This is a genomic window from Burkholderia sp. SJZ089 (assembly GCF_007828315.1).
Classification (GTDB): domain Bacteria; phylum Pseudomonadota; class Gammaproteobacteria; order Burkholderiales; family Burkholderiaceae; genus Burkholderia; species Burkholderia gladioli.
On record NZ_VIUM01000019.1, the window covers coordinates 1 to 21,465 of the forward strand.

General features: G+C 71.5%; 13 protein-coding genes. 6 read left to right on the forward strand and 7 right to left on the reverse strand.

The window, feature by feature from the left end; genetic code table 11:
• Window positions 1–614 (forward strand): IS3 family transposase (locus FB600_RS28905; RefSeq protein ID WP_145758142.1); only part of this gene is annotated, 614 nt, incomplete at its 5' end.
• A 193-nt stretch (window positions 615–807) separates the two neighbouring features.
• Here FB600_RS28905 and mdeB read toward each other — a convergent pair.
• The gene (gene mdeB / locus FB600_RS28910) at window positions 808–3,528 is read right to left on the reverse strand and encodes an alpha-ketoglutarate dehydrogenase (protein WP_145758143.1); all 2,721 of its coding nucleotides are present in this window, start codon (window positions 3,526–3,528) and stop codon (window positions 808–810) included.
• A 171-nt stretch (window positions 3,529–3,699) separates the two neighbouring features.
• Here mdeB and FB600_RS28915 point away from each other — a divergent pair, with 171 nt between their 5' ends.
• The 3 genes from FB600_RS28915 (at window position 3,700) to FB600_RS28925 (ending at window position 8,310) form a co-directional block, all read left to right on the forward strand.
• A complete protein-coding gene (locus FB600_RS28915; RefSeq protein WP_096752733.1) occupies window positions 3,700–4,227 on the forward strand; it encodes an Lrp/AsnC family transcriptional regulator in 528 nt (175 codons plus the stop codon).
• Window positions 4,228–4,401: 174 nt separating this feature from the next.
• On the forward strand, window positions 4,402–5,442 hold the full coding sequence (locus FB600_RS28920; protein ID WP_186068891.1) for a D-cysteine desulfhydrase family protein: 1,041 nt from the start codon (window positions 4,402–4,404) through the stop codon (window positions 5,440–5,442).
• A gap of 333 nt (window positions 5,443–5,775) precedes the next feature.
• On the forward strand, window positions 5,776–8,310 hold the full coding sequence (locus FB600_RS28925; RefSeq protein WP_145758144.1) for a penicillin-binding protein 1A: 2,535 nt from the start codon (window positions 5,776–5,778) through the stop codon (window positions 8,308–8,310).
• 76 nt (window positions 8,311–8,386) lie between these two features.
• On the opposite strand, the gene FB600_RS28930 is transcribed toward FB600_RS28925, so the two are convergent.
• Window positions 8,387–9,778 (reverse strand): short-chain fatty acid transporter, encoded by a 1,392-nt coding sequence (locus FB600_RS28930; protein WP_046582738.1) that lies wholly within the window; start codon window positions 9,776–9,778, stop codon window positions 8,387–8,389.
• A gap of 533 nt (window positions 9,779–10,311) precedes the next feature.
• Between FB600_RS28930 and FB600_RS28935 the strand changes: the two genes are divergently transcribed.
• Both FB600_RS28935 and FB600_RS28940 read left to right on the forward strand, forming a co-directional pair.
• Window positions 10,312–10,581, forward strand: coding sequence for a type II toxin-antitoxin system ParD family antitoxin (locus tag FB600_RS28935; RefSeq protein ID WP_105821376.1), 270 nt, complete (start codon window positions 10,312–10,314; stop codon window positions 10,579–10,581).
• On the forward strand, window positions 10,578–10,901 hold the full coding sequence (locus FB600_RS28940; RefSeq protein ID WP_096752738.1) for a type II toxin-antitoxin system RelE/ParE family toxin: 324 nt from the start codon (window positions 10,578–10,580) through the stop codon (window positions 10,899–10,901). The genes FB600_RS28935 and FB600_RS28940 overlap by 4 nt, the downstream gene beginning before the upstream one ends.
• Window positions 10,902–10,946: 45 nt before the next feature.
• Here FB600_RS28940 and cynS read toward each other — a convergent pair whose 3' ends face one another.
• The 5 genes from cynS to glgX form a co-directional block, all read right to left on the reverse strand.
• Window positions 10,947–11,396, reverse strand: coding sequence for a cyanase (gene cynS / locus FB600_RS28945; RefSeq protein ID WP_013689718.1), 450 nt, complete (start codon window positions 11,394–11,396; stop codon window positions 10,947–10,949).
• 321 nt (window positions 11,397–11,717) lie between these two features.
• Window positions 11,718–14,489, reverse strand: a complete 2,772-nt coding sequence (treY, locus tag FB600_RS28950) for a malto-oligosyltrehalose synthase (RefSeq protein ID WP_145758145.1) — start codon at window positions 14,487–14,489, stop codon at window positions 11,718–11,720.
• Window positions 14,486–16,882: a 4-alpha-glucanotransferase gene (gene malQ, locus FB600_RS28955; protein WP_145758146.1), complete on the reverse strand. Its 2,397-nt coding sequence runs from the start codon at window positions 16,880–16,882 to the stop codon at window positions 14,486–14,488. Before malQ ends, treY begins: the two co-directional genes overlap by 4 nt.
• Window positions 16,879–18,963 (reverse strand): malto-oligosyltrehalose trehalohydrolase, encoded by a 2,085-nt coding sequence (gene treZ, locus FB600_RS28960; RefSeq protein ID WP_145758147.1) that lies wholly within the window; start codon window positions 18,961–18,963, stop codon window positions 16,879–16,881. Before treZ ends, malQ begins: the two co-directional genes overlap by 4 nt.
• Before the next feature lie 31 nt (window positions 18,964–18,994).
• On the reverse strand, window positions 18,995–21,436 hold the full coding sequence (gene glgX, locus FB600_RS28965; RefSeq protein WP_145758148.1) for a glycogen debranching protein GlgX: 2,442 nt from the start codon (window positions 21,434–21,436) through the stop codon (window positions 18,995–18,997).
• Window positions 21,437–21,465: the final 29 nt, after the last annotated feature.

A 21,465-nucleotide genomic window follows, 5' to 3' on the forward strand; every position in this document is an offset into this window, starting at 1 on the left:
TGCGCACGCTGATGAAGCGCATGGGCGTGGAAGCGCTGTACTGCAAGCCGAACACGAGCCGCCGCAACGCGCAACACAAGATCTGGCCGTATCTGTTTCGCGGCGTGAAGATCGATCGTGCCAACCAGGTGTTCGCCCTCGACACGACGTACATGCCGATGGCTCGCGGCTTCGTGTACCTGACGGCAGTGGTGGACTGGGCGAGCCGCAAGATTCTCGCGCACCGGGTTGCCATCACACTGGAGGCCGCGCACGCTGTTGAGGCGCTGGAAGAAGCGTTTGCCCGCTACGGGTTGCCGGACATCGTGAACCCTGATCAGGGCAGTCAGTTCACGGCGGGTGCGTTCACAGATGCCGTGCTGGGCCGACAGGTTCGCTTGTCGATGGACGGCAAAGGGGCTTGGCGTGACAACGGGTTCGTCGAGCGGGTGTGGCGCAGCATCCAGTATGAAGAGGCCTACCTGAAGGCGTACGAGTCGGTCAGCCATGCGCGGCGCTCCCTCGACGAATACATCGATCTGTGCAACCGGAAACGGCCTCATTCGAGCCTAGCGGATCAGACACCGGATGAGGCATACTTCGCGACGCTGCCTGCGATCAAATCGGCAGCATGATTGCCTCGGACGTTCCACTTGAAAATCCAAGAAAACTGTCCGAACGGGCGAGGCCACTTCTCTGGCTGAACGTCTGACCCGTGATGGATTTCATGGCTGCCTGGCGCAATGAGTCAATAAAAAGGGACGTCTGTACTGAAGACGTCCCTTTTTCTGTTCGTGGCTCTTGCCGCAATCAGTCCTCTTCTGTCTACTACACCTGCCACGAAGCCGCGCGCCCCGCCTGCTTGCCGTAACGCGAGCGCGCCGCGCGCACCGTCTCGCGCTCGACTTCGCCCTGTTCGGCCAGCGCATGCAGCGCCGCCAGCACGATCGAGGCGCGATCCACCTCGAAGAACTCGCGCAGCGCCTGGCGCGTGTCGCTGCGCCCGAAGCCGTCGGTGCCGAGCGTCACATACGGCGCCGGCACCCAGGCGCGGATCAGCTCGGGCAGGGCGCGGGCGTAGTCGGTCGCGGCGATCACCGGCCCTTGCGCGCCTTGCAGCGCGCGGCGCACCACCGGTTCCGCCAGGGCATCTCCATGCGCATCCGTATCCGCCCCAAGCCGCCGCGCGCGCTCGATCGCGATCGCGTCGCGATGCAGCTCGGTGAAGCTGGTCACGCTCCACACCTGCGCCTCGATCCCCCAGTCGTCCTGCAGCATCGCGGCCGCGGCCAGCACCTCGGTCATGATCGCGCCGGCACCCAGCAACTGCACCCGTGCCGAGCCATGCCGTTGCGGATGCAGCGAATAGATGCCGCGCAGGATTGCCTCGCGCACCGCCTCGCCGGCCGGCATCGAGGGCTGGGCGTAGTTTTCGTTGGTCACGGTCAGGTAATGGAACACGTCGCGCTGCTGCTCGCCCATCTCGCGCATGCCGTGCTCGACGATCACCGCCACCTCGTAGGCGAAGGCCGGGTCCCAGGCACGGCAGTTCGGGATCGCCGAGGCGGCCAGGTGGCTGGTGCCGTCCTGGTGCTGCAGGCCCTCGCCGCCGAGCGTGGTCTTGCCCGAGGTGGCGCCGATCAGGAAGCCGCGGGCGCGCTGGTCGGCGGCGGCCCAGATCAGGTCGCCGACGCGCTGGAAGCCGAACATCGAGTAGTAGATGTAGAACGGCAGCATCGGCAGGTCGTGCACGCTGTACGAGGTGGCGGCGGCGATCCACGAGGAGATCGCGCCGGCCTCGGAGATGCCTTCCTCGAGGATCTGCCCGCTGGTCGATTCGCGGTAGTAGAGCATCGAGCCGAGGTCCTCGGGCTCGTAGCGTTGCCCCAGCGGCGAATAGATGCCGACCTGGCGGAACAGGTTGGCCATGCCGAAGGTGCGTGCCTCGTCGGCCACCACCGGCACGATCCGCTCGCCGATCTCCGGCGCCTTGAGCAGGCCGCCCAGCATGCGCACGATCGCCATGGTGGTGGACATCTCCTTGCCCCCGGCCTCCAGCGCGAACTGCCCCCAGCCGGCCATCGGCGGCACCGCCAGCGGCCGGCTCGCGGCGCGGCGGCGACGCGGCAGGTAGCCGCCGAGCGCCTGGCGGCGCGCGTGCAGGTAGCGCATCTCGGGGCTGTCGGCGGCCGGGCGGTAGAACTTCACCTCGGCCACCTCGGCATCGCTGAGCGGCAGCGCGAAGCGGTCGCGGAAGGCCTTCAGGTCGTCCAGGTCGAGCTTCTTCTGCTGGTGCGTGGTCATGCGGCCCTGGCCGATCGCACCCATGCCGAAACCCTTCATGGTCTTGGCCAGGATCACGGTGGGTTGGCCGCGATGCGCGAGCGCCCTGGCATAGGCCGCGTGCAGCTTGCGCACGTCGTGGCCGCCGCGGCGCAGGCGGTCGATGTCGTCGTTGCTGAGGTGGGCCGCCAGCGCGGCCAATTGCGGGTTCTGCTGGAAGAAGTGCTCGCGGTTGTAGGCACCGTCGTTGGCCGAGAAGGTCTGGAACTGGCCGTCCACGGTGTTGGCGAAGGCGCGCAGCAGGGCGCCGTCGCGATCGCGCGCGAACAGCGCGTCCCAGTCCGAGCCCCACAGCACCTTGATCACGTTCCAGCCGGCGCCGGCGAACAGCGTCTCCAGCTCGTCCACCACGCGGCCGTTGCCGCGCACCGGGCCGTCCAGGCGCTGCAGGTTGCAGTTGATCACGAACACCAGGTTGTCGAGCTGCTCGCGCGCGGCCAGCGACAGCGCGCCGATCGATTCGGGCTCGTCCATCTCGCCGTCGCCGAAGAAGCCCCACACGGTGCGTCCCGCCGTGCCGAGCAGCTTGCGATGCTCGAGGTAGCGCATGAAGCGCGCCTGGTAGATCGAGTTGATCGGCCCGATCCCCATCGAGCCGGTGGGGAACTGCCAGAAGTCCGGCATCAACCACGGATGCGGATAGGAACAGAGCCCGGGCCCGGCGATCTCGCGGCGGTAGTGGTCGAGATGCGCCTCCTCCAGAAAGCCCTCCAGGTAGGCGCGTGCATACACGCCCGGCGCCGAATGCGGCTGGAAGTAGACCAGGTCGGCGTCGCGCTCGCCGTCGGCGGCGCGGAAGAAGTGGTTGAAGCCGACCTCGAACAGGTCGGCGGCCGAGGCGTAGCTGGCGATATGGCCGCCCAGCTCGCCATAGGCGCGGTTGGCGCGCACCACCATGGCCAGCGCGTTCCAGCGCAGCGCGGCGGCCAGCCTGGCCTCGATCTCCAGGTCGCCCGGGTAGGGCGGCTGGGCGTCGAGCGCGATGCTGTTGGCATAGGGCGTGGCGCGCACGCGCCCGGTGGCCAGCCCTTGCGACGAGGCGTGCAGGGCGAGCTGGTCGAGCAGGTAGCGCGCGCGCTCCGGGCCGGCGTGCTCGACCACGCCGTCGAGCGCGGCCAGCCATTCCCCGGTTTCGCCGGGGTCCTCGTCGATCGGGTCGAGGGGCAGGGCGAGGATCGACGGCACGCCGTTCGACAGGTCGGTCATGATGCGGCTCCGGGCAGGAGAAGGCAGGTGGGGCCGCGGGTTCGGAAGCAGCGGCGATTCGACTAGCGTACTGAGCCCGTTGCGGAATGTGTGTCTGAATTGCATTGCGTTTCGGCCAGGAATCAGTATAAATATTCCGCCGATCCCGCCTTTTCCGGAATTGTTACATTCATGCCCAGTGACTCGACCCGGCTCGACCGCACCGACATCGCGATCCTCAACCAACTGCAGCAGAACGCGCGCATCACCAACGCCGAACTGGCGCGCGCGGTGAACCTGTCGCCCACGCCCTGCTTCAACCGCGTCAAGGCGCTGGAGAAGCTCGGGCTGATCAAGCAGCAGGTGACCCTGCTCGATCCCGGTCCGCTGGGCCTGAAGATCAACGTGTTCATCCAGGTCAGCCTGGAGAAGCAGCAGGAGGACGCGCTGCGCCGCTTCGAGGCGGCCATCGACAAGCGGCCCGAGGTGATGGAGTGCTACCTGATGTCGGGCGACGCCGATTACCTGTTGCGCGTGCTGGTGCCGAGCATGCACGGGCTGGAGCGCTTCATCATGGACCAGCTGACCACCATCCCGGGTGTGTCGAACATCCGCTCGAGCTTCGCGCTCAAGCAGGTGCGCTACCGCACCGCCTTGCCGCTGCCGGCGGCGGGGCTGACGCTGAGCCGCGAGGAAGAGGATACGCACGACGAGGGTTAATGCCTGAGCGGGGCGCGGCGGCCTTCCGCCGGCGCCTGCCCGGGCTTGCACGAGCCGTCTCGGCGGATATCGCCGTGCCTCGTTCGCATTAGTGTGTCTAATGTTTTGGGTAGAAATGCTCGTTTGTCGGGCTGGCCCCGCGCGCGCAGAATGCCCGGCCAAGGAGGAATGGTCATGGACACCATCGAAATCAAGGGCAGCCGCTTCCCGCGCTTCGCGCTGCTCGACGCCGTCACGCCGATCCAGCGGCTCGCGCGGCTGGAAGCCGAACTCGGCGAGCGCCTGAACGGCGTGCAGCTTTATGCGAAGCGCGACGACCACGTCGCGCTCGGCGGCGGCGGCAACAAGCTGCGCAAGCTCGAACTGCACCTGGGGCAGGCGCTGGCCGAGGGCGTCGACACGCTGATCACGGTCGGCGGGATCCAGTCGAATCACGCGCGGCAGACCGCGGCGGCCGCGGCGCTGGCCGGTCTGCGTTGCGAACTGGTGCTGGCGCGCATGGTGCCGCGCGAGGGCGTCGACTACGAGCGCAACGGCAACGTGCTGCTCGACGAGCTGTTCGGCGCGACCGTCCATATCGCGCCGGCGGGCACGTCGGCGCTCGATCTGGCCCAGGCGCGCGCCGAGGAGTTGCGCCGCGCCGGCCGCAAGGTGCTGGTGATTCCCTCGGGCGGCTCCACCGGCCTGGGCGCGCTCGGTTATGCCGCCTGCGCCGCCGAGATCGACGCGCAGGCGCGCGAGCTCGGCATCGAGTTCGCCTGCGTGGCCTGCCCGAACGGCAGCGCCGGCACGCATGCGGGGCTGGTGGCCGGCTTCCACGCGCTGGGCCGCGACCCTGGCCTGGTGCGCGCCTACGGCGTGCTGGCGCCGGCCGACGAGGCCGCCGCGATGACCGTGAAGCTGGTCGACGAAGCCTGCGCGCTGCTCGGCATCGCCCCGCCGCCGGCCGGCACGATCGGCGTGGAGGGCGCGCATCGCGGCGAGGGGTACGGCATTCCCACCGAGGGCATGCTGGCGGCCGTGCGCCTGATGGCGCGCAGCCAGGGGCTGCTGCTCGATCCCGTGTACAGCGGCAAGGCCTTCGCCGGGCTGCTGGCCGACATCGGGGCGGGACGCTTCCGGCGCGGCGACAAGCTGCTGTTCCTGATGACGGGCGGCGCGCCGGCGCTGTATGCCTACCGCGGCATCTTCGAGGAGGCGCGCGGCCAGGCCTGAGCCCCGGCCGGCCTGCTCCAGGGCCGGCTTCATTAACCGGGCTAATGCGGCGAGAAGAAATCCTCGCTTGAGCCCCGCGCGACGCGCCGCCAGAATCCGCCCTGGCGCGTCGACGCGACTTCACGCGGCGCGCCGGCGCCCGGCGCGCGCGGCACGGCCGACGCGCCGCGCGTGTTCCGGCGCGGGGCGTCATGCACCCGCCGCCCTTCGCATCGACCTCGTCGCGTCGATCCCGCTTCCGGCCGTTGCCGATCCCCGATCGCTACGGATTCCTCATCACGATCCGGCGCGCGGCCCAGCCCGCCGCGCCCGATCGCCAGCCGCGCCCATCCCATGTTCCTTCGCAAGCCCGATCCCTCGACAGCCCCTTCCTCCGAACCGCCCGGGCAACCCGGCGGCGATCGCGCGCCGCGCCGACGCGGCGGCTGGCGCCGCCTGCGCACGGCGCTGGTCGGCCTGGTCTGCGCCGGCGTGGTGGCCGGCGCCTCGACGCTGGCCTACCTCGCATGGGTGGTCTACCCGTCGCTGCCGCCGGTTTCCGCGCTCGGAGACTACCAGCCCGCCGAGCCGCTGCGTATCTTCTCCTCGGATGGCGAACTGCTGGCCGAATACGGCATCGAGCGCCGCATTCCGCTGGAGGCGGGGGCGATCCCGCTGCGCGCCAGGCAGGCCCTTCTGGCGGCCGAGGATGCGAGTTTCTACGCGCATCCCGGCGTCGACGCGGGCGGCCTGCTGCGCGCGGTGTTCGTCGACGCGCTGCGCGGCGGCAAGGCGCAAGGCGGCAGCACCATCACCATGCAGCTGGCGCGCAACTTCTTCCTGTCGCGCCACAAGACCTTCGCGCGCAAGCTCTACGAGGTGCTGCTCGCCATCAAGCTCGAACGCAGCCTGCCCAAGGATCGCATCCTGCAGCTCTACATGAACCAGATCTACCTGGGCGAGCGTTCCTACGGCTTCGGGGCGGCGGCGCGTACCTATTACGGGCGCGACCTGGGCGAACTGACGATCGCGCAGACGGCCATGCTCGCGGGCCTGCCGAAGGCGCCTTCGGCCTACAACCCGATCAGCGATCCCGAGCGGGCGCAGGCACGCCAGCGTTACGTGCTGGCGCGCATGCGCGAGGTGGGCTACCTGAGCCCGGCCGAGTATCGCGCCGCGCTCGACGAGCCGCCGTACCAACGGCCCGAGCCGCGCCGCGATTCGGTGCCGGCCGGCTCGGTCAGCGAGCTGGTGCGGCAGATGATGGTCGAGCGTTACGGCGAGGCGGCCTACGAATCGGGCTTCCGGGTCACCACCACGGTGGCGCTGGGCGAGCAGCGCGCCGCCTTCGAGGCGGTTCGGCACGGCGCCGAGGCGTATCAGCAGCGCCATGGCTACGCCGGGCCGGAGGCCAGCGTGGCCGCGCCGGTGCTGGTCGATGGGCAGTTGTCCGAAGCGGCGGCGCAGGCGCTGAAGCAGCGACCCGAAGTCGGCGGCATGGCCAGCGCGGTGGTGATCGGCGCCGGCGCCGGCCGTCTCGACCTGATGCGCGCCGACGGCGAGCGCGTGGTGCTGTCGGGGCGCGCGCTGGCGGTGCTGTCGTCCGGCGCCGGGCGGCGCGTGGTTTTGCCTTCGTCGCTGAAGCCCGGCGCGATCGTGCGCATCGCGCGCGATGGTGATGGCGATGGCCGCTGGATGCTGCGCCAGTTGCCGGCGGTGCAGGCGGCGCTGGTCGCGATCTCGCCCGACGACGGCGCGATCCGCGCGCTGGTCGGCGGCAACGGCTACACGCCTGGCCAGCTCAACCACGTCACCCAGGCCTGGCGGCAGCCCGGCTCGAGCTTCAAGCCCTTCATCTATTCGGCGGCGCTGGCCAAGGGCTTCGCGCCCGCCAGCGTGATCGACGACCTGCCGCTGGAGATCCCCGCCAGCTACCCGGGCGGCCCGGTCTGGCGGCCGCGCGAGAGCGGCGCGCTGCTCGGGCCGATCGCGTTGCGCGAGGGCCTGGCGCGCTCGAAGAACCTGGTCGCGGTGCGCGTGCTGCGCGCGATCGAGCCGGCCTATGCCAAGGACTACATCGTGCGTGCCTTCGGGCTGCGCTCCGACCTGATCGTGCCGAACCTGCCGATGGCGCTGGGCGCGGGCGCGCTCACGCCGCTGCAGATGGCGACCGGCTACGCGAGCTTCGCGAACGGCGGCTTCCGCGTGCAGCCCTACCTGATCGCGAAAATCCAGGACGGCGCGCGGCAGGTGCTGTTCGAGGCGGCGCCGGCGCGTGCCGGTGCCGACGCGCCGCGCGTGATCAGCGCCGCCAACAGCTATTTGATGACCGACATGCTGCGGCGCGCGGCGATGCACGGCACGGGCGCGGCCACCAAGGCGCTCAAGCGCGGCGACCTGGCCGGCAAGACCGGCACCACCAACAACTATCGCGACGGCTGGTTCGCCGGCTACCAGCGGCAACTGGCGACCGTGGTGTGGATGGGCTTCGATACGCCGGCCTCGATGGGGCCGCGCGAGTACGGCGCGCGCAATGCGCTGCCGGTCTGGATCGAGTTCATGGGGCACGCGCTGGCGGGCGTGCCGGAATCGATCGAGGCGCCGCCCGAGGACATCGCGCTGATCGACGGCGAGCCTTACGACAAGGCCTTCCTGCCGGGCCAGGGTTTCGTGGCGGCGCTCGATGCGCAGGGCGCGATTCCGCTGATGGCGCAGCGCGCCGGCGGCGAGGCTGGCGCGATCGCGGCGGTGGCCGCGTCGGGGCCGGTCGCGGCGCACGCCGATGCGCGCGCGGCGTCGACGCCCGGCGTGGTGTCCTCGGACGAGAAGGCGCGCATCCTGCGCTACTTCGCGGCGCCTTCGGAGGCGGGTGGCGGAGAGGAGATGTAGCGGGCGCGCCGGTCGAACGCAGTGGCCGTCGTGCCGCCATGGCCGTTGCGTTCGATGCGGCGGTTTCAGGCAGCGCTCAAGGCACCAGCCACAGCGCCAGCGCATAGATCACCAGCGACACCGCGAAGGTCACCGCCGTGTATCCCATCACACGCTGGATGCGGATCCCGGCGATCGCCACGATCGGCACGGCCCAGAACGGCTGCAGCATGTTCGAGACGTTCTCGGCCATCGCCACGCCCATGGCGGTGCGCGGCACCGAGGCGTGCAGGCTCAGCGCGGCGGGCAGCACGAAGGGGCCCTGCACGGCCCAGTGACCGCCGGCGCTCGGCACCAGCAGGGTGATGATCAGCGAGCTGAGATAGCTCCACAGCGGTAGCGAGAGCGGCGTGGCGATCGTCACGAAGGCCTTGGCGATCATCGAGGCCAGCCCGGTGCCCTTCATCATGCCCATGATCCCGCCGTACACGGGGTACTGCAGCAGCATCGAGCCGGTCTGGCGCGCCGCGCCGCGGATCGCGTTGGCGTAGGCGATCGGGGTGCGCTGCAGGGCCAGGCCGATCAGCAGGAAGATCAGGATGGTGGTGTTGATGTCGAGGTCGAAATGCCCCGAGCGCCATTCCATCACCAGGAAGCCGATCCCGAAGGCGAGCAGCAGCAGGGTGCCGAGCACCGATTGTTCGAGGCGCGTGGCGAACGAGGGCGTGCCGCCCACGCGCGCATGCGGATCGTCGCCGGGCGCCTGGCGCTGCTGGTCGGCCGCGTCGTCGAAGGCCACCACGTCCGCTTCGCGCGGATGCATGCGAATGAAGATCGCCGTCATCACCACCACCACCAGCACGGTGGGGATGAACACGAAGGGGGCGAATACCGTGGCGCCGAGCGGCACCACCTGGCCGGTGGCCTTCTCCACCAGGTTCAGCGCATTGCCGTGCGAGGCCTGCGAGAGCGCGATCGAGCTCGACAGCCCGCTGTTGCAGATCGACCAGGCCGAATAGCTGCCGGCCACCAGCCAGGCGAAATCGACGCGCACGCGCCGCGCGATCTCGCGCGAGAGCAGGGCGCCGACGATCAGGCCGAGGCCCCAGTTCAGCCAGGCCGCCACCGCCACCACCGGGAACACCAGCAGGGCCGCGCGCGCCGGCGTCTGGGCGCGCGACGCCATCGCGCGCAGGCCGCGCTGCACGATCGGCGCCTCGGCGATCGCGTAGCCGGTGGCGAGGATCAGGATCATCTGCAGCGCGAAGCCGAGGATGCCGAAGGTGCCCGTGTACCAGGAATCGAGCACGGTCGGGAGGTTGCCCTGCGGCGCGATCGCGAAGGCGAGCAGCGCGACGAAGGCGGTCAGGCAGATCGAGAGCACGAACGGGTCGGGCATGACCCGTTCGAACACGTAGACGAGGGCGGCGACCACGCCGCGCGATTCGGTGGCGCGCGCGGTTGCGGGCGCGAGGTTGTCTCTTTGCATGCTGTCAGTCTGTTGCGCAGCGGGGGCTGCTGCGGCGCCGGGCGGCGGATCGGCATGCGGGTGGGCCCGGGGCGGCGCGCGCTCGAAAGCTCGCGGGCCGCGCGACGGGTCGGGATGCGGTGCTCCTCCAGGTGCTCGTGGTGTTGCCACGGCGCAGCGGGTTCTCTATCGCGCCTTCCGCGTCGCACGCTCGACCTGCGCGGACAAGGAAGACGGCCAGCCTGTTCTTGTTACAAAAAGTTCGTCAAACGAACGTCGTTTCGATTAACGAACGGCGCATTATTCGGCGCGGGCGGTGGCGGTGTCAAGCCGGCAACGTGGGGGAAGGGGTCTTTTCGCCGGGAATCGCGGGGTGAAGGCGGGTATTTGAAAGATATTGAAGGGTATTTGAAATGAGTGGGGCGCTTCATGCGTGACCGGTGAGAGGTCGCAAGAGCGGGTTCACACAAAACGCGTGCTGATGTCAGAGCGTCGTGTGACAGGTCGGCAGGCGAGGAGTAGGATTCAATCCTATCGACGTCAATGGAACGATCATGCGCTCCACCCAACAATTGAGCATTACCTTGCCCCACGAGATGGCGGAATTGGTCCGGGCCAAGGTCGCCAGCGGCGAATATGCCTCCGACTCCGAGGTGATTCGCGATGCGCTGCGCACCCTTGCCGCGCGGGATCGCGCGGTCGAGGCGTGGTTGCGCGAAAGCGTGGTGCCGGCCGCCATCGCGCTCGAGGCGGATCCCGATCGCGCGGTCGAGCCGTCGGACGCCCGTGCCACCCTGGCGCGCCGACGAGCGGCTCGCTCGTGACGCCTGCTCCATATCGGGTCGTATTTTCCCCCGAAGCCGTCGATCAACTATCGGAACTCGAGGCACGCATCGCCGCGCGTGGCGCGCCCGTCACGGCGCAGAGATATGTCGACGCCATCGTCACGTTCTGTGAGCAGCTCGATCGTTTTCCCCAGCGCGGCGTGCCGCGCGAAGACCTGCTCGTCGGTTTGCGCCTGACGCATTACCGCGGCAGCACGGTGATTGCCTATCGAATCACCGAGGAACAGGTTGCGGTCCTCGGGATTTACCACGGCGGCCAGGATTACGCGGCCGATTTCCAGTCGTCGATCGACGACTGAACATCGATGTCCACGCCGGCGCGGCTTCCTGGCCGGGGCCGTGACTCAATACTGCTTGTACGGCAGGAACTTGCCCGACAACACCACATGCACGCGGTCGCCCTTCGGATCGGGCTCGCGCTGGATGTCCATCGAGAAATCGATCGCGCTCATGATGCCGTCGCCGAATTCCTCGTGGATCAGCTCCTTGATGGTGCTGCCGTAGACGTTGACGATCTCGTACCAGCGATAGATCAGCGGATCGGTGGGCACGGCGCTCGGCAGCGAGCCCTTGTAGGGGACGATCTGCAGCCAGGCCACCGCCTCGTCGGGCAGCTCGAACAGCTTGCCGATCGCCTCGGCCTGCGGCTTGTCGAAGGTCATCTGGCCGAGGCAGCCGGCGGTGGTGAACTCCTTGGACAGCCCGGTGGCCTCGGCGGCCTGGGTCCACTTGATGCCCTTGCGCACCTTGCTGGACAGAATCATCCTGGTCACTTCTTCACGGCTCGAAATCATGACTGGCTCCGTATGACGATAGGGAAGGCGCCGCGCATCGGGTACGGCGCCGCAACGGGAATGCTGCGGACGGCGTCGACGACGGGGTCGACAAGTCGGCGCGGCGCTGCGTCGGCGCCTCGCTCGCGAGGATCATGGGGAACGGCGTTCGGCCGTCGAGGCGGTGGCGGGGCAACGCGTGAGTGGACGTGGCGCATCGATCCGGCGGCTCGATCATAAAACCTCATTAACGAGCCGCCAGAAATCGATGTCAACGCGAGGCCGTCTGTGCTGCTTTTCCGGGACAGAGGATGTGCGTGGCGCGCGAGGCCGGCACGGCGCTCACGAACTGCTGTCGACCAGCACCGCGACGGGCAGGTCGGCCAGCAGATCGGCCAGCCGCAGCCGGGTGCCGCCGCCATCCCGCTTCGTGGCCTGGAAATCGCGATCGCCCAGCTCGTCGCGCCAGGCCGCCGACCCGGCCGGCATGTCGAGAGGCAGCACCACGCTGGTGTCGCCCCAATGACGCGCCTCGATGCGCGGCCCGGCATCGTCCGGGGCCAGCAGGCCGAGCGCGAGCCGGCTGCCGACCACCACGATGCGGGCTTGCGCGTCGTGCCGCATCAGCGCGATCGCATGCGCGCTGGCCGGTCCCTCGATCGCCAGCGGCAGGTAGGCGCCGCTCGCGAATGTCTCGGGATGACGTGCCCGCAAGCCCAGCATGCGCGTGACCAGCGCGCGCTTGACGCGCCCGTCGGCCCAGGTCGGCAGATAGCCGGCCACCGGGCCGTCGACGGGGATCGCGCGCCGCTCGGCGAAATCCACCTCGCGGCGGTTGTCGGGATCGACCAGGCTGAAATCCCAGGCGTCGGTGCCCTGGTAGAGATCGGGCACGCCGGGCGAGGCGATCCGCAGCGCGGTCTGCAGCAGCGAATTGACCACGCCGGCCGGCGCGATGCGGGCCACGAAGGCATGCAGCGCATGCGCGAAATCGTCGATGTCGCGCGGCCGCAGGATCTCGCGCACGAAGTCCTCGCAGGCCTGCTCGTAGCGCGCGTCGGGCGCGAGCCAGCCGGTCTCGCGCTTGGCCTCGCGCAGCGCCTTGGTCTGCCAGCGCACGATGCGCTCGGTGAGTTCGGCCAGGCCCTCGGCGTCGTCGGGCCCGAGCGTGGGGGGCCAGCAGCCGGCCAGCGTCTGGTAGAGCATGGCTTCGGTGGCGCGGCTCGGGCCGTCGGCCGGCGGCGCGTTGCGCGCATGCCAGGCTTCCAGCGCGCCGCGCCAGGGCACCGGCATCTCGCTGAGCACGGCCAGCCGCGCGCGCACGTCCTCGCCGCGCTTGTGGTCGTGGGTGGCGGTCGCCAGCATGGTGGCCGGCATGCATCGCGCGCGCTCCAGATTGCGCGCGTGGAAATCCTCCGGCGATAGCGCGAGCCGTTGCGCATCGGCGCCCACCTCGTTGCGCGACAGCAGGCGGCCATAGCGATAGCAGGCGGTATCCTCCACACCCTTGGCCGCGAGCGGCGCGCTCAGCCGCGCGAAGGACAGTTGCGCGCGCAACGACAGCGCGGGATCGACGTCCGGTACGACGGTATCGCCGGCCAGCTCGGGCCAGCCCAGCCAGGCCAGCGCGTGGTCGAGCGCGGCGCGATCGGTGCGCGGCAGGGCCCGGGCGGTGGCGCGCGCGGCGGCCTCGATGAAGGGCCGCTCCTGCTCGCGCTCGCCGTCCAGCGGATAGAGCCGGTAGACCGGCAGTTGCGCGGCCAGCTCGATGGCCGCGCGCCGCAGCGGCGCACGGGCCAGGTCGCGCGTGCGCGGGTCGGCGCGCGCGATCGCGTGCAGCGCGTCGGCCAGGCGCTCGGCCTCGGCCGCCAGCTGGCGCGGCACCGCCTCGCGCTTGCCGGCCAGCGCCTCGTCGGCGAAATCGGCCGTGCTGCCTGACAGTTCGGCCCAGTGATGTTCCAGCGGCTCGGCGCCGGCCGGATCGTGCAGCAGCGCGCTCACCTCGTCCATGAAGTCGTAGCCGGTGGTGCCGTCGGCCAGCCAGTCGGCCGGCAGCGTCTCGCCGCGCGCGAGGATCTTCTCCACCACCAGGTAGGGCGCCGGCTCGCGCAGCGCGGCCAGGCGCGCGCGCAGCTTGCGGCAGTAGCCGCGCGGATCGGCCAGGCCGTCGACATGGTCGATGCGCACGCCGTCGATCAGCCCCGCGTCGACCAGGCGGAACAGCAGCGCGTGCACGTCCTCGAACACGGCATCGTCCTCGACGCGCACGCCGGCCAGCGTGTCGATGTCGAAGAAGCGGCGCCAGTTGATCTCGTCGCTGGCGGTGCGCCACCAGGCGAGCCGCCAGGCCTGCCGTTCGAGCAGCGCGTGCAGGCGCGCGCGGCCGGCTTCGTGGTCGCCGGCGTAATGGCGCAGCGCGGCGTCGAGCGCGTCGCTGCCATGGGCGCGCAGATGCTCGCGCAGTGCCTCGAAGGCCAGCGCGATGCGCGGCGCACCCGGCGGCGCGTCGGCCAGCGGCGCGAAGCGCGCGGCCAGCGTGTCGAGGCCGGGATCGTGCGCGGCGCGCAGCACCTCGGCATAGGCGCCCAGGCCGATCGGCAGCGTGCGCCCGGGGCAGGCCACCGACAGCCGGCCGCTGGCCGGGTCGGCCTGCAGCGCGATCTCGCCGGCCGCGAGCGCCTCGCCATAGGGGCGGCCCAGGCAGGGCAGCAGCACACGGCCGTGCAGCGTCGGGTCGGCGGGCTGCCAGTCGATGTCGAAGTGGCGCGCGTAGCGGCTGCGCGGCCCCCATTCGAGCACGTCGTTCCACCAGCCGTTCGAGGTGCCGCCCACGCCCATGTGGTTCGGCGCGAAATCGACCACGGTGCCGAGCCCGTGACGGCGCAGCGCGCCGACCATCCGCACGAAACCGTGCTCGCCGCCCAGCTCCTCGCTGATGCGCCCGTAGTCGACGCAGTCGTAGCCGTGCGTCGAGCCCGGTTCGGCCTGGGTGATCGGCGACAGGTAGACATGGCTCACGCCGAGCTTCGCGTATTGGTCCACGTAGGCGGCGGCATCGTCGAAACCGAAGCCGGCGTGTAGTTGCAGGCGCAGGGTGGCGCGCGGCGGGCTCATCGCGGCTCTCCCGCGGTGCGGCGCGCGAGCGCGATGGCCGCCAGCGCGGCCGCGGCGGGATCGTCGATCAGCCGCGCCGTGTCGCGCGGCATGCGTCGTCGCCAGTTCGGATGGCCGACCGGCGGCCCCGGCAGGTTTGGCTGGGCGGGCAGGGCCAGCAGGTCCTCGAGCGGCAGCAGGGCGAGCGTCGAGGCGCTGCGCGCGACGAAGGCCAGCGCCGCCGCCACGGGCGGCGCGTCGGCCGTCGGCGGTGCCTGGGAGGCCGCGTTGGGCGGCACCACGCCGGCCGCCAGCAGCGCCTGCCAGAGCTGGGCGCGATCGGCTTCGCGTGCGGCGAGATCGGGCGGCAGCGGCGCGGCGGAGGTGGCCGGTGCGGCGGAGGCTCCGGAAGCGCCGGCCGCCTCCACTGCATCGCGCGGCACTTCGGCATCGCGCGCCACCGGCCGCGTCGGCGAGGGCGCGTGTTCCTGCAAAGCGGGGGCGAGAGACGAAGCCCTATCGATCATGCGGTTCTCCATGGGTGGCCAGGTTGCCTCGGGATCATCGGGCTGCATCGCGTCGGCGAACGCGGCGCTTGCCGCTGCGGCCTCACCGGCCTCGCGCGCCGGCCCGCCCTCGTCGGCGCGCCGGTCCTGCCCGGCCAGCACATGCCGGCGCCAGGCCAGGTCGACGCCGCGCCACCAGCCGGCCAGCGTCGGCAGGTCGTGCGTGGAGGACATCGCCGCCGCGTCGCGGTCCCAGGCCTCGGGCGGCCGGAACGCGCCGTCGCGTTCGCGCTCGAAGGCGAGCACGCGCATGCCGGCGATGCCGCGCGCGGCCAGCCGTTCGCGCAAGCCCTCGGGCACGGTGCCGAGATCCTCGCCGATCGCGATGGCGCGATGCCGCGAGGATTCGAGCGCGACCAGCCGCAGCAGGTCGTCGAGCGGGTAGCGCAGGTAGGCGCCCTCGCGCGGCGAGCCGCCGTCGCGCACGATCCACAACCGCTGGAAGCCGAGGATGTGATCGATGCGCACGCCGCCGGCATGCGCGAAGGCGCCGCGCAGCAGCGCGATGAAGGGCGCGTAGCCGTTCGCGCGCAGGCCGGCCGGGGTCCAGGTGGCGACGCCCCAGGCCTGGCCCTCGGGATTGAACAGGTCGGGCGGCGCGCCGATCGACAGCCCCGAGAGCAGCGTGTGCGGCGCGGCCCAGGCATCGGCGCCGTCGGGCGCCACGCCGACCGCGAGATCGGCGATCGTGCCGATCGACATGCCGGCCTCTCGCGCGGCCTGGCGCGCGCCGTCCAGCCCGCGCGAGGCCAGCCATTGCGTGAAGGTGAAGAAGGCGACGTGCTCGGCGCGCGCGGCCGCGAAGGCGCGTACCTCGGTGGTGCCGGGGCTCTGCCACTCTGCGGGCCAGCGGCGCCAGTCGGGGCCGAGCCGCTCGGCGATGGCCTGCGCCTGCAGGGCGTCGAACACGGCTTGCGCGTGCAGCGCGTCGCCGCCTTCGGTCGAAAAGCGCGCGAAGGCCTCGTGTTCGGCCGAGGGATGCGCGCGCCAGCGCTCGAACAGGGCACGCAGCACGCGCAGCTTGAGATGAAGCGCGCGCGGCCAGTCGACCAGCGGCGCGCGCGACAGCGCCTCGGCGGTCTCGGCGAGCCCGGTTTCGGCCAGCACGGCGCGCGTCGCCTCGGCGCCCAGCACCATGTCGGGATCGACATAGGCGAGGTTGTGCCAGCGCCGCGAGGAGGGCGAATAGGGGCTGTCGCGCTCGGGCTGGGCCGGGAAGCCGGCGTGGGTCGGGCTCAGCGCCAGCGCGTCGGCGCCCAGCCTCGCGGCCGAGCGAGCCAGGGTGGCCAGCGCGCTGGTGTCGCCCAGGCCCAGGTCGCCGTCGCGGCGCAGGCCGTAGAGCTGGGCCGCCAGGCCGAACGGGCGCGCGCGGCCGGCCGCATGCGCGGCGTCGTCGAGGGTCCAGCCGCGCGCCGGCGCGACGGCGACGGTGAGGCTCGTCGCGGCGGTCTCGACCTGGTGGTAGCCGGGCGTCGCGATCGGCGGCAGCAGAAGGCCGGGGCCGGAGCCTGCGCCGCCAGCATCGGCAAGCAGCTTGCCCTGGCTGGATTCGCCGCTCTCCAGCGTCAGCGTGTAGCTGTCGCCGACGCGGTCGTGCCCGCCGGGCCAGGGCACCGGCGCGCCCACGTCGGCCGTCACGAGCGGCGGCGCGGCGGCCGGCGCGTGCAGCGCGGCGCTGCTCCATTCGCGATCGGCACGCGTCGCGCAGGGCAGCCCGAGCGCATCGAGCAGCACCGCCAGCGCCGCGTCGTCGACGCGCCGCGCGGTGCCGCCGGCATCGGTCCAGTCCGGCTCGAGGCCGGCCGTGCGCGCCAGCGCCGCGATCGAGGAGGCTTGCGCGGCGCTCATCGGCCGTGCCCCTCGCGCCGCGCGTCGGCCGGCGCATCGAGCCAGGCCAGGCAGGCGTGCGCGTCGAGCCGGCCCTCGCCGAGCGAATCGCGCACGCGCGGCGGCGTCTCGAACACGATCTTGCCGGGCGGCAGCTCGGGCAGGGCGATCGCGCGGTCCTCCAGGTTCAGCGCGATGGTCAGGCCCGCGCCGTTGCCGAGCCGCCAGCGCGCGACCAGCGCGCGCGGCGCGGCGGCCGGCGCGGCGCCGTCGTCGCGGGCGGCCTTGCGCGCGGTCGCGGCGGCGAGTTCGGCCGCGGCCTCGCGCTCGCCCTGCCGCTCGGGATCGACCTGCGGCAGCCGCGATTCGTCGGGGGCGAGCGCGGGATCGTCGTTGCGCGGCGGGGGCGCGTCGCCCGCGGCGCGATCCGGATCGCGAGCGTCGCGCCCGGGGTTCGCGGGCGGCGCGTCGTCGCCGGCCGCGCGCCCCAGCAGCGTCACGCCCTCGGCGCGCGCGCCGGGCAGGTGCGGCACGATGAAGCCCGAGCGCACCGCCAGCGCGCCGCGATAGAAGGCACGCCAGGCGCGCGCGTCGTCGCTCTCGTGGTCGGCATCGACGGCCGCCAGCGAGGCGCGCGCGAAGGTGGCGGGATCGTTCGGATCGGGGATCGCCTCGCGGTGCTCGGCGCTGGCGAAGGCGGGAAATGCCGCGAACTCGCGGCGGCGCCCCTCGCGCACCGCGTCGGCCAGCTCGCCCTGGTAGTCGGTGAAGAACTGGAAGGGCTGGGTCGAGCCGGTTTCCTCGCCCATGAACAGCAAGGGCACCTGCGGCGCGAGCAGCAGCAGCGCGGTGGCCGCGCGCAGCGCGTCGTCGTTGATCAGCATGCGCAGCCGCTCGCCGAAGGCGCGGTTGCCGACCTGGTCGTGGTTCTGCAGGAAGGCCACGAAGGCGGTGGGCGGCAGATGCGCGCTCGGTTCGCCGCGCGGCCGCCCTTCATGCAGCGGCGAGGGCTCGCCCTGGTAGGCGAAGCCCTCGGCCAGGGTGCGCGCGAGGCGCTGCAGCGGCGCGTCGGCATAGGCGCGGTAATAGCCCTCGCGCTCGCCGGTCAGCAGCACGTGCAGGCTGTTGTGGAAGTCGTCGTTCCATTGCGCGTCGAAGCCGGCGTCGCCGAGCAGGCGCGCGCTGTTGCGCTCGTTCTCCAGCACCAGGTGGATATGCCGCGTGTGGTTGGCGTAGTCGCGCACGCGCGCGGCCAGCGCGACCAGCCAGCCGTCGTTGTCGATCGCGTGCGCGGCATCGATGCGCAGCCCGTCGACGCGGAATTCCTCCAGCCAGTAGAGCGCGTTGTCGGTGAAGAAGCGACCCACCTCGTCGCGATCGAAATCGATCGCGGGGCCCCAGGCGGTGTGCGTTCCCTCGCGGAAGAAGCTCGGCGCATAACTGGCCAGCCAGTTGCCGTCGGGGCCGAAGTGGTTGTAGACCACGTCGACGAAGACCTGCAGGCCCAGGCCGTGGGCGGCGTCGATCAAGGCCTTGAGGTCCTCGGGACGCCCATAGGGGGCCGGCGGCGCGAACGGCAGCACGCCGTCGTAGCCCCAGTTGCGCTCGCCGGGGAAGCTGGCCAGCGGCATCAGCTCGATCGCCGTCACGCCGAGCGCGGCCAGCTCGCCGAGCCGCCGCTCGACCCCGCGATAGCCGCCCAGCGCGCCCACGTGCAGCTCGTAGATCACCGTCTCGTGCCAGGGCCGGCCGCGCCAGTCGTCGTGCCGCCAGCGATAGGCGGCCGGGTCGATCACCTCGCTCGGGCCGTGCACGCCCTCGGGCTGGAAGCGCGAGGCGGGATCGGGCACCGCCTCGCCGCCGTCGAGCCGGTAGCGGTAGCGCGTGCCGGGGCCGAACGGCGCGGTGGTGTCGAACCAGCCGCCCTCGCGGGCGGTCATGGCGACGCTGGCCTGGCGCTGGCCGTCGTCGAGCTCGACCGAGACGGCCTGGCAGGCGGGCGCCCACAGCCGGAAGTGGGTGCGCCGCGCATCGAGGCAGCAGGCGCCGAACGAGGCCGGATACGCGTGGCGGCCGGCGGGATAGGACAGGGAATCGGACATCGTCACATCCTCGGGAAAGAGCGCGTCAGCGTCAGCCTCGCGGCGGGGCCGGCGCGCGCGCGGAATCGGGAGCGGCCTCGCGCGGGCTGGCGCGGCCGGTGTGGCGCGGCGCTTCGCGTCGCGCGGCGGAATCGGCAGCCGTGCCGGCGGCGTGTCGTGGGGCGCATGCCCCAATCGATGCCGGCACCGGGATCGACTGCCGGCTGGCGGATGCCGCGGCCGCCGCGCGCTGCGCGACCGGCTCGGGTTGCGCGCCGGGCTCGTTGGCCGGCGCGGCGGCGGCCGGCAGTTCGTCGGGCGCGTCCTCGGCATCCTCGGGCAAGGCGTCGCCCGTCGCGTCGGTGTTCGTCTCGTCGAGCCGGACGCGTTCGCGCGCGCCCAGCTTCGCGGCCGCGATCAGGGCCGTGTGCGGCGGCAACTCGATGCCTTCGGCGGGCAGCGCCTCGGCCTCCACCTCGGGCCGGCTGCTGTCGGCCAGCACACGCCACGCGAGCATCGGCGCGGGCGGCACGAAGCGCAGCGGCTGGGCCGAGCCGTTGAGCATCAGCAACAGCGCCTCGCATTCACCCCGGCGATCGGGGCCCACCCGGCGCATCGTCAGCGCGCGGCGCTCGCGGTCCTGCCAGGCAGGCACCGAGACGCTCTCGCCGCGTTCGTCGAACCAGTCGATCTCGCGCAGGCCCGGCGCCGCCTCGCGGTCGCCCGAGGGATAACGCGGCCCGGACAGCAGCGGATGCTCGCGACGCAGCGCGGCCAGGCGTGCCACGAAGGCGCTCAACTGCCTGCCGTCCTCGCTGTCGGCCAGCTCCCAGTCGAACCAGGACAGCTCGTTGTCCTGGCAGTAGGCGTTGTTGTTGCCGCGCTGGCTGCGGCCGAACTCGTCGCCGCCGAGCAGCATGGGCGTGCCGAGCGCGGCGTACAGCGTCACCAGCATCGAGCGCGCCACGCGCGCGCGCACCGCGCGGATGCCGGCGTCGTCTGTCGTGCCCTCCACGCCCCAGTTGGCGCTGCAGTTGTCGTCGCGGCCGTCGTGGTTGTCCTCGCCATTGGCCTCGTTGTGCTTGGACGAATAGGCGACCAGGTCGGCCAGCGTGAAGCCGTCGTGCGCGGTCACGAAGTTGATCGAGGCCCAGGGCCGGCGCCGCTGGTGGTGGAAGATGTCGGCCGAGCCGGCCAGGCGCGCGGCCAGCTCCGGGCGCATGCCGGCGTCGCCGCGCCAGAAGCGGCGCACCGTGTCGCGGAAGCGGTCGTTCCATTCGCCGAAGCCGGGCGGGTGGTTGCCGAGCTGGTAGCCGCCGGGGCCCACGTCCCAGGGTTCGGCGATCAGCTTTCGGGTGGCCAGGATCGGGTCCTGGCCGAGCGCGTCGAAGAAGCCCGAGCCCTTGTCGTAACCGTTCGGCTCGCGGCCCAGCGTGACGCTCAGGTCGAAGCGGAAGCCGTCGATGTTGAAGGCGGTGCACCAGTAGCGCAGCGAGTCCATCACCATCTGCAGCACGCGGGGATGCGAGAGGTTCAGCGTGTTGCCGCAGCCGGTCTCGTCGATGTTGAGGCGCGGGTCGTTGGGCTGCAGCCGGTAGTAGCTGGCATTGTCGAGTCCGCGCCAGCTCAGCGTGGGTCCCAGCTGGTTGCCCTCGCAGGTGTGGTTGTAGACCACGTCGAGCAGCACCTCGATGCCGGCCGCGTGCAGCTGGCGGATCGCGATGCGCATCTCGTCGAGCCGGCGCGTCGACAGGTAGGACGGCTCGGGCGCGAAGAAGCCGAGCGTGTCGTAGCCCCAGTAGTTGCGCAGGCCGCGGTTGACCAGCGCGCGGCTGTGCACGAAGGCATGCACCGGCAGCAGTTCGACGGTGGTCACGCCGAGCCGCAGCAGGTGCTCGACGAACCCGGGCGAGCCGAGCGCCGCGAAGGTGCCGCGCTCGGGCTGGCGCAGCCCGCCGCGGCGCATCGAGACGCCGCGCACGTGGGTCTCGTAGATCACCGTCTGCGGCCAGGGCACCTCGGGGCGGCGGTCGTCGCGCCAGTCGAAGGTCTCGTCGACCACCACGCACTTGGGCATGGCCGGCGCCGAATCGCGCCGGTCGATCGAGAGATCGGCGCGGTTCGAATGGAGCCGGTAGGCGAACAGCGCGTCGGACCAGCGGAACTGTCCGATCAGCTTGCGCGCGTAAGGGTCGAGCAGCAGCTTCGAGGAATTGAAGCGATGGCCGTGCTGCGGCTGGTAGGGCCCGTCGGCGCGAAACGCGTAGACGGTGCCCGGATGCGCGTCGGGCAGGTAGCCGTGCCAGATCTCGTCGGTGCACTCGGGCAGGTCCAGCCGCGCGATCTCCTTGCGCCCGGTCGCATCGAACAGGCACAGCTGGATGCGCGTGGCATGCGCCGAGAACACCGCGAAGTTGATGCCCAGGCCGTTCCAGTTCGCGCCGAGCGGGTAGGGCCTGCCCGGTTCGAGTCGGTCGGCGGTGGCTGCGCGCATGATGCTGCTCTCCTGGTTTGTCGTCGTTG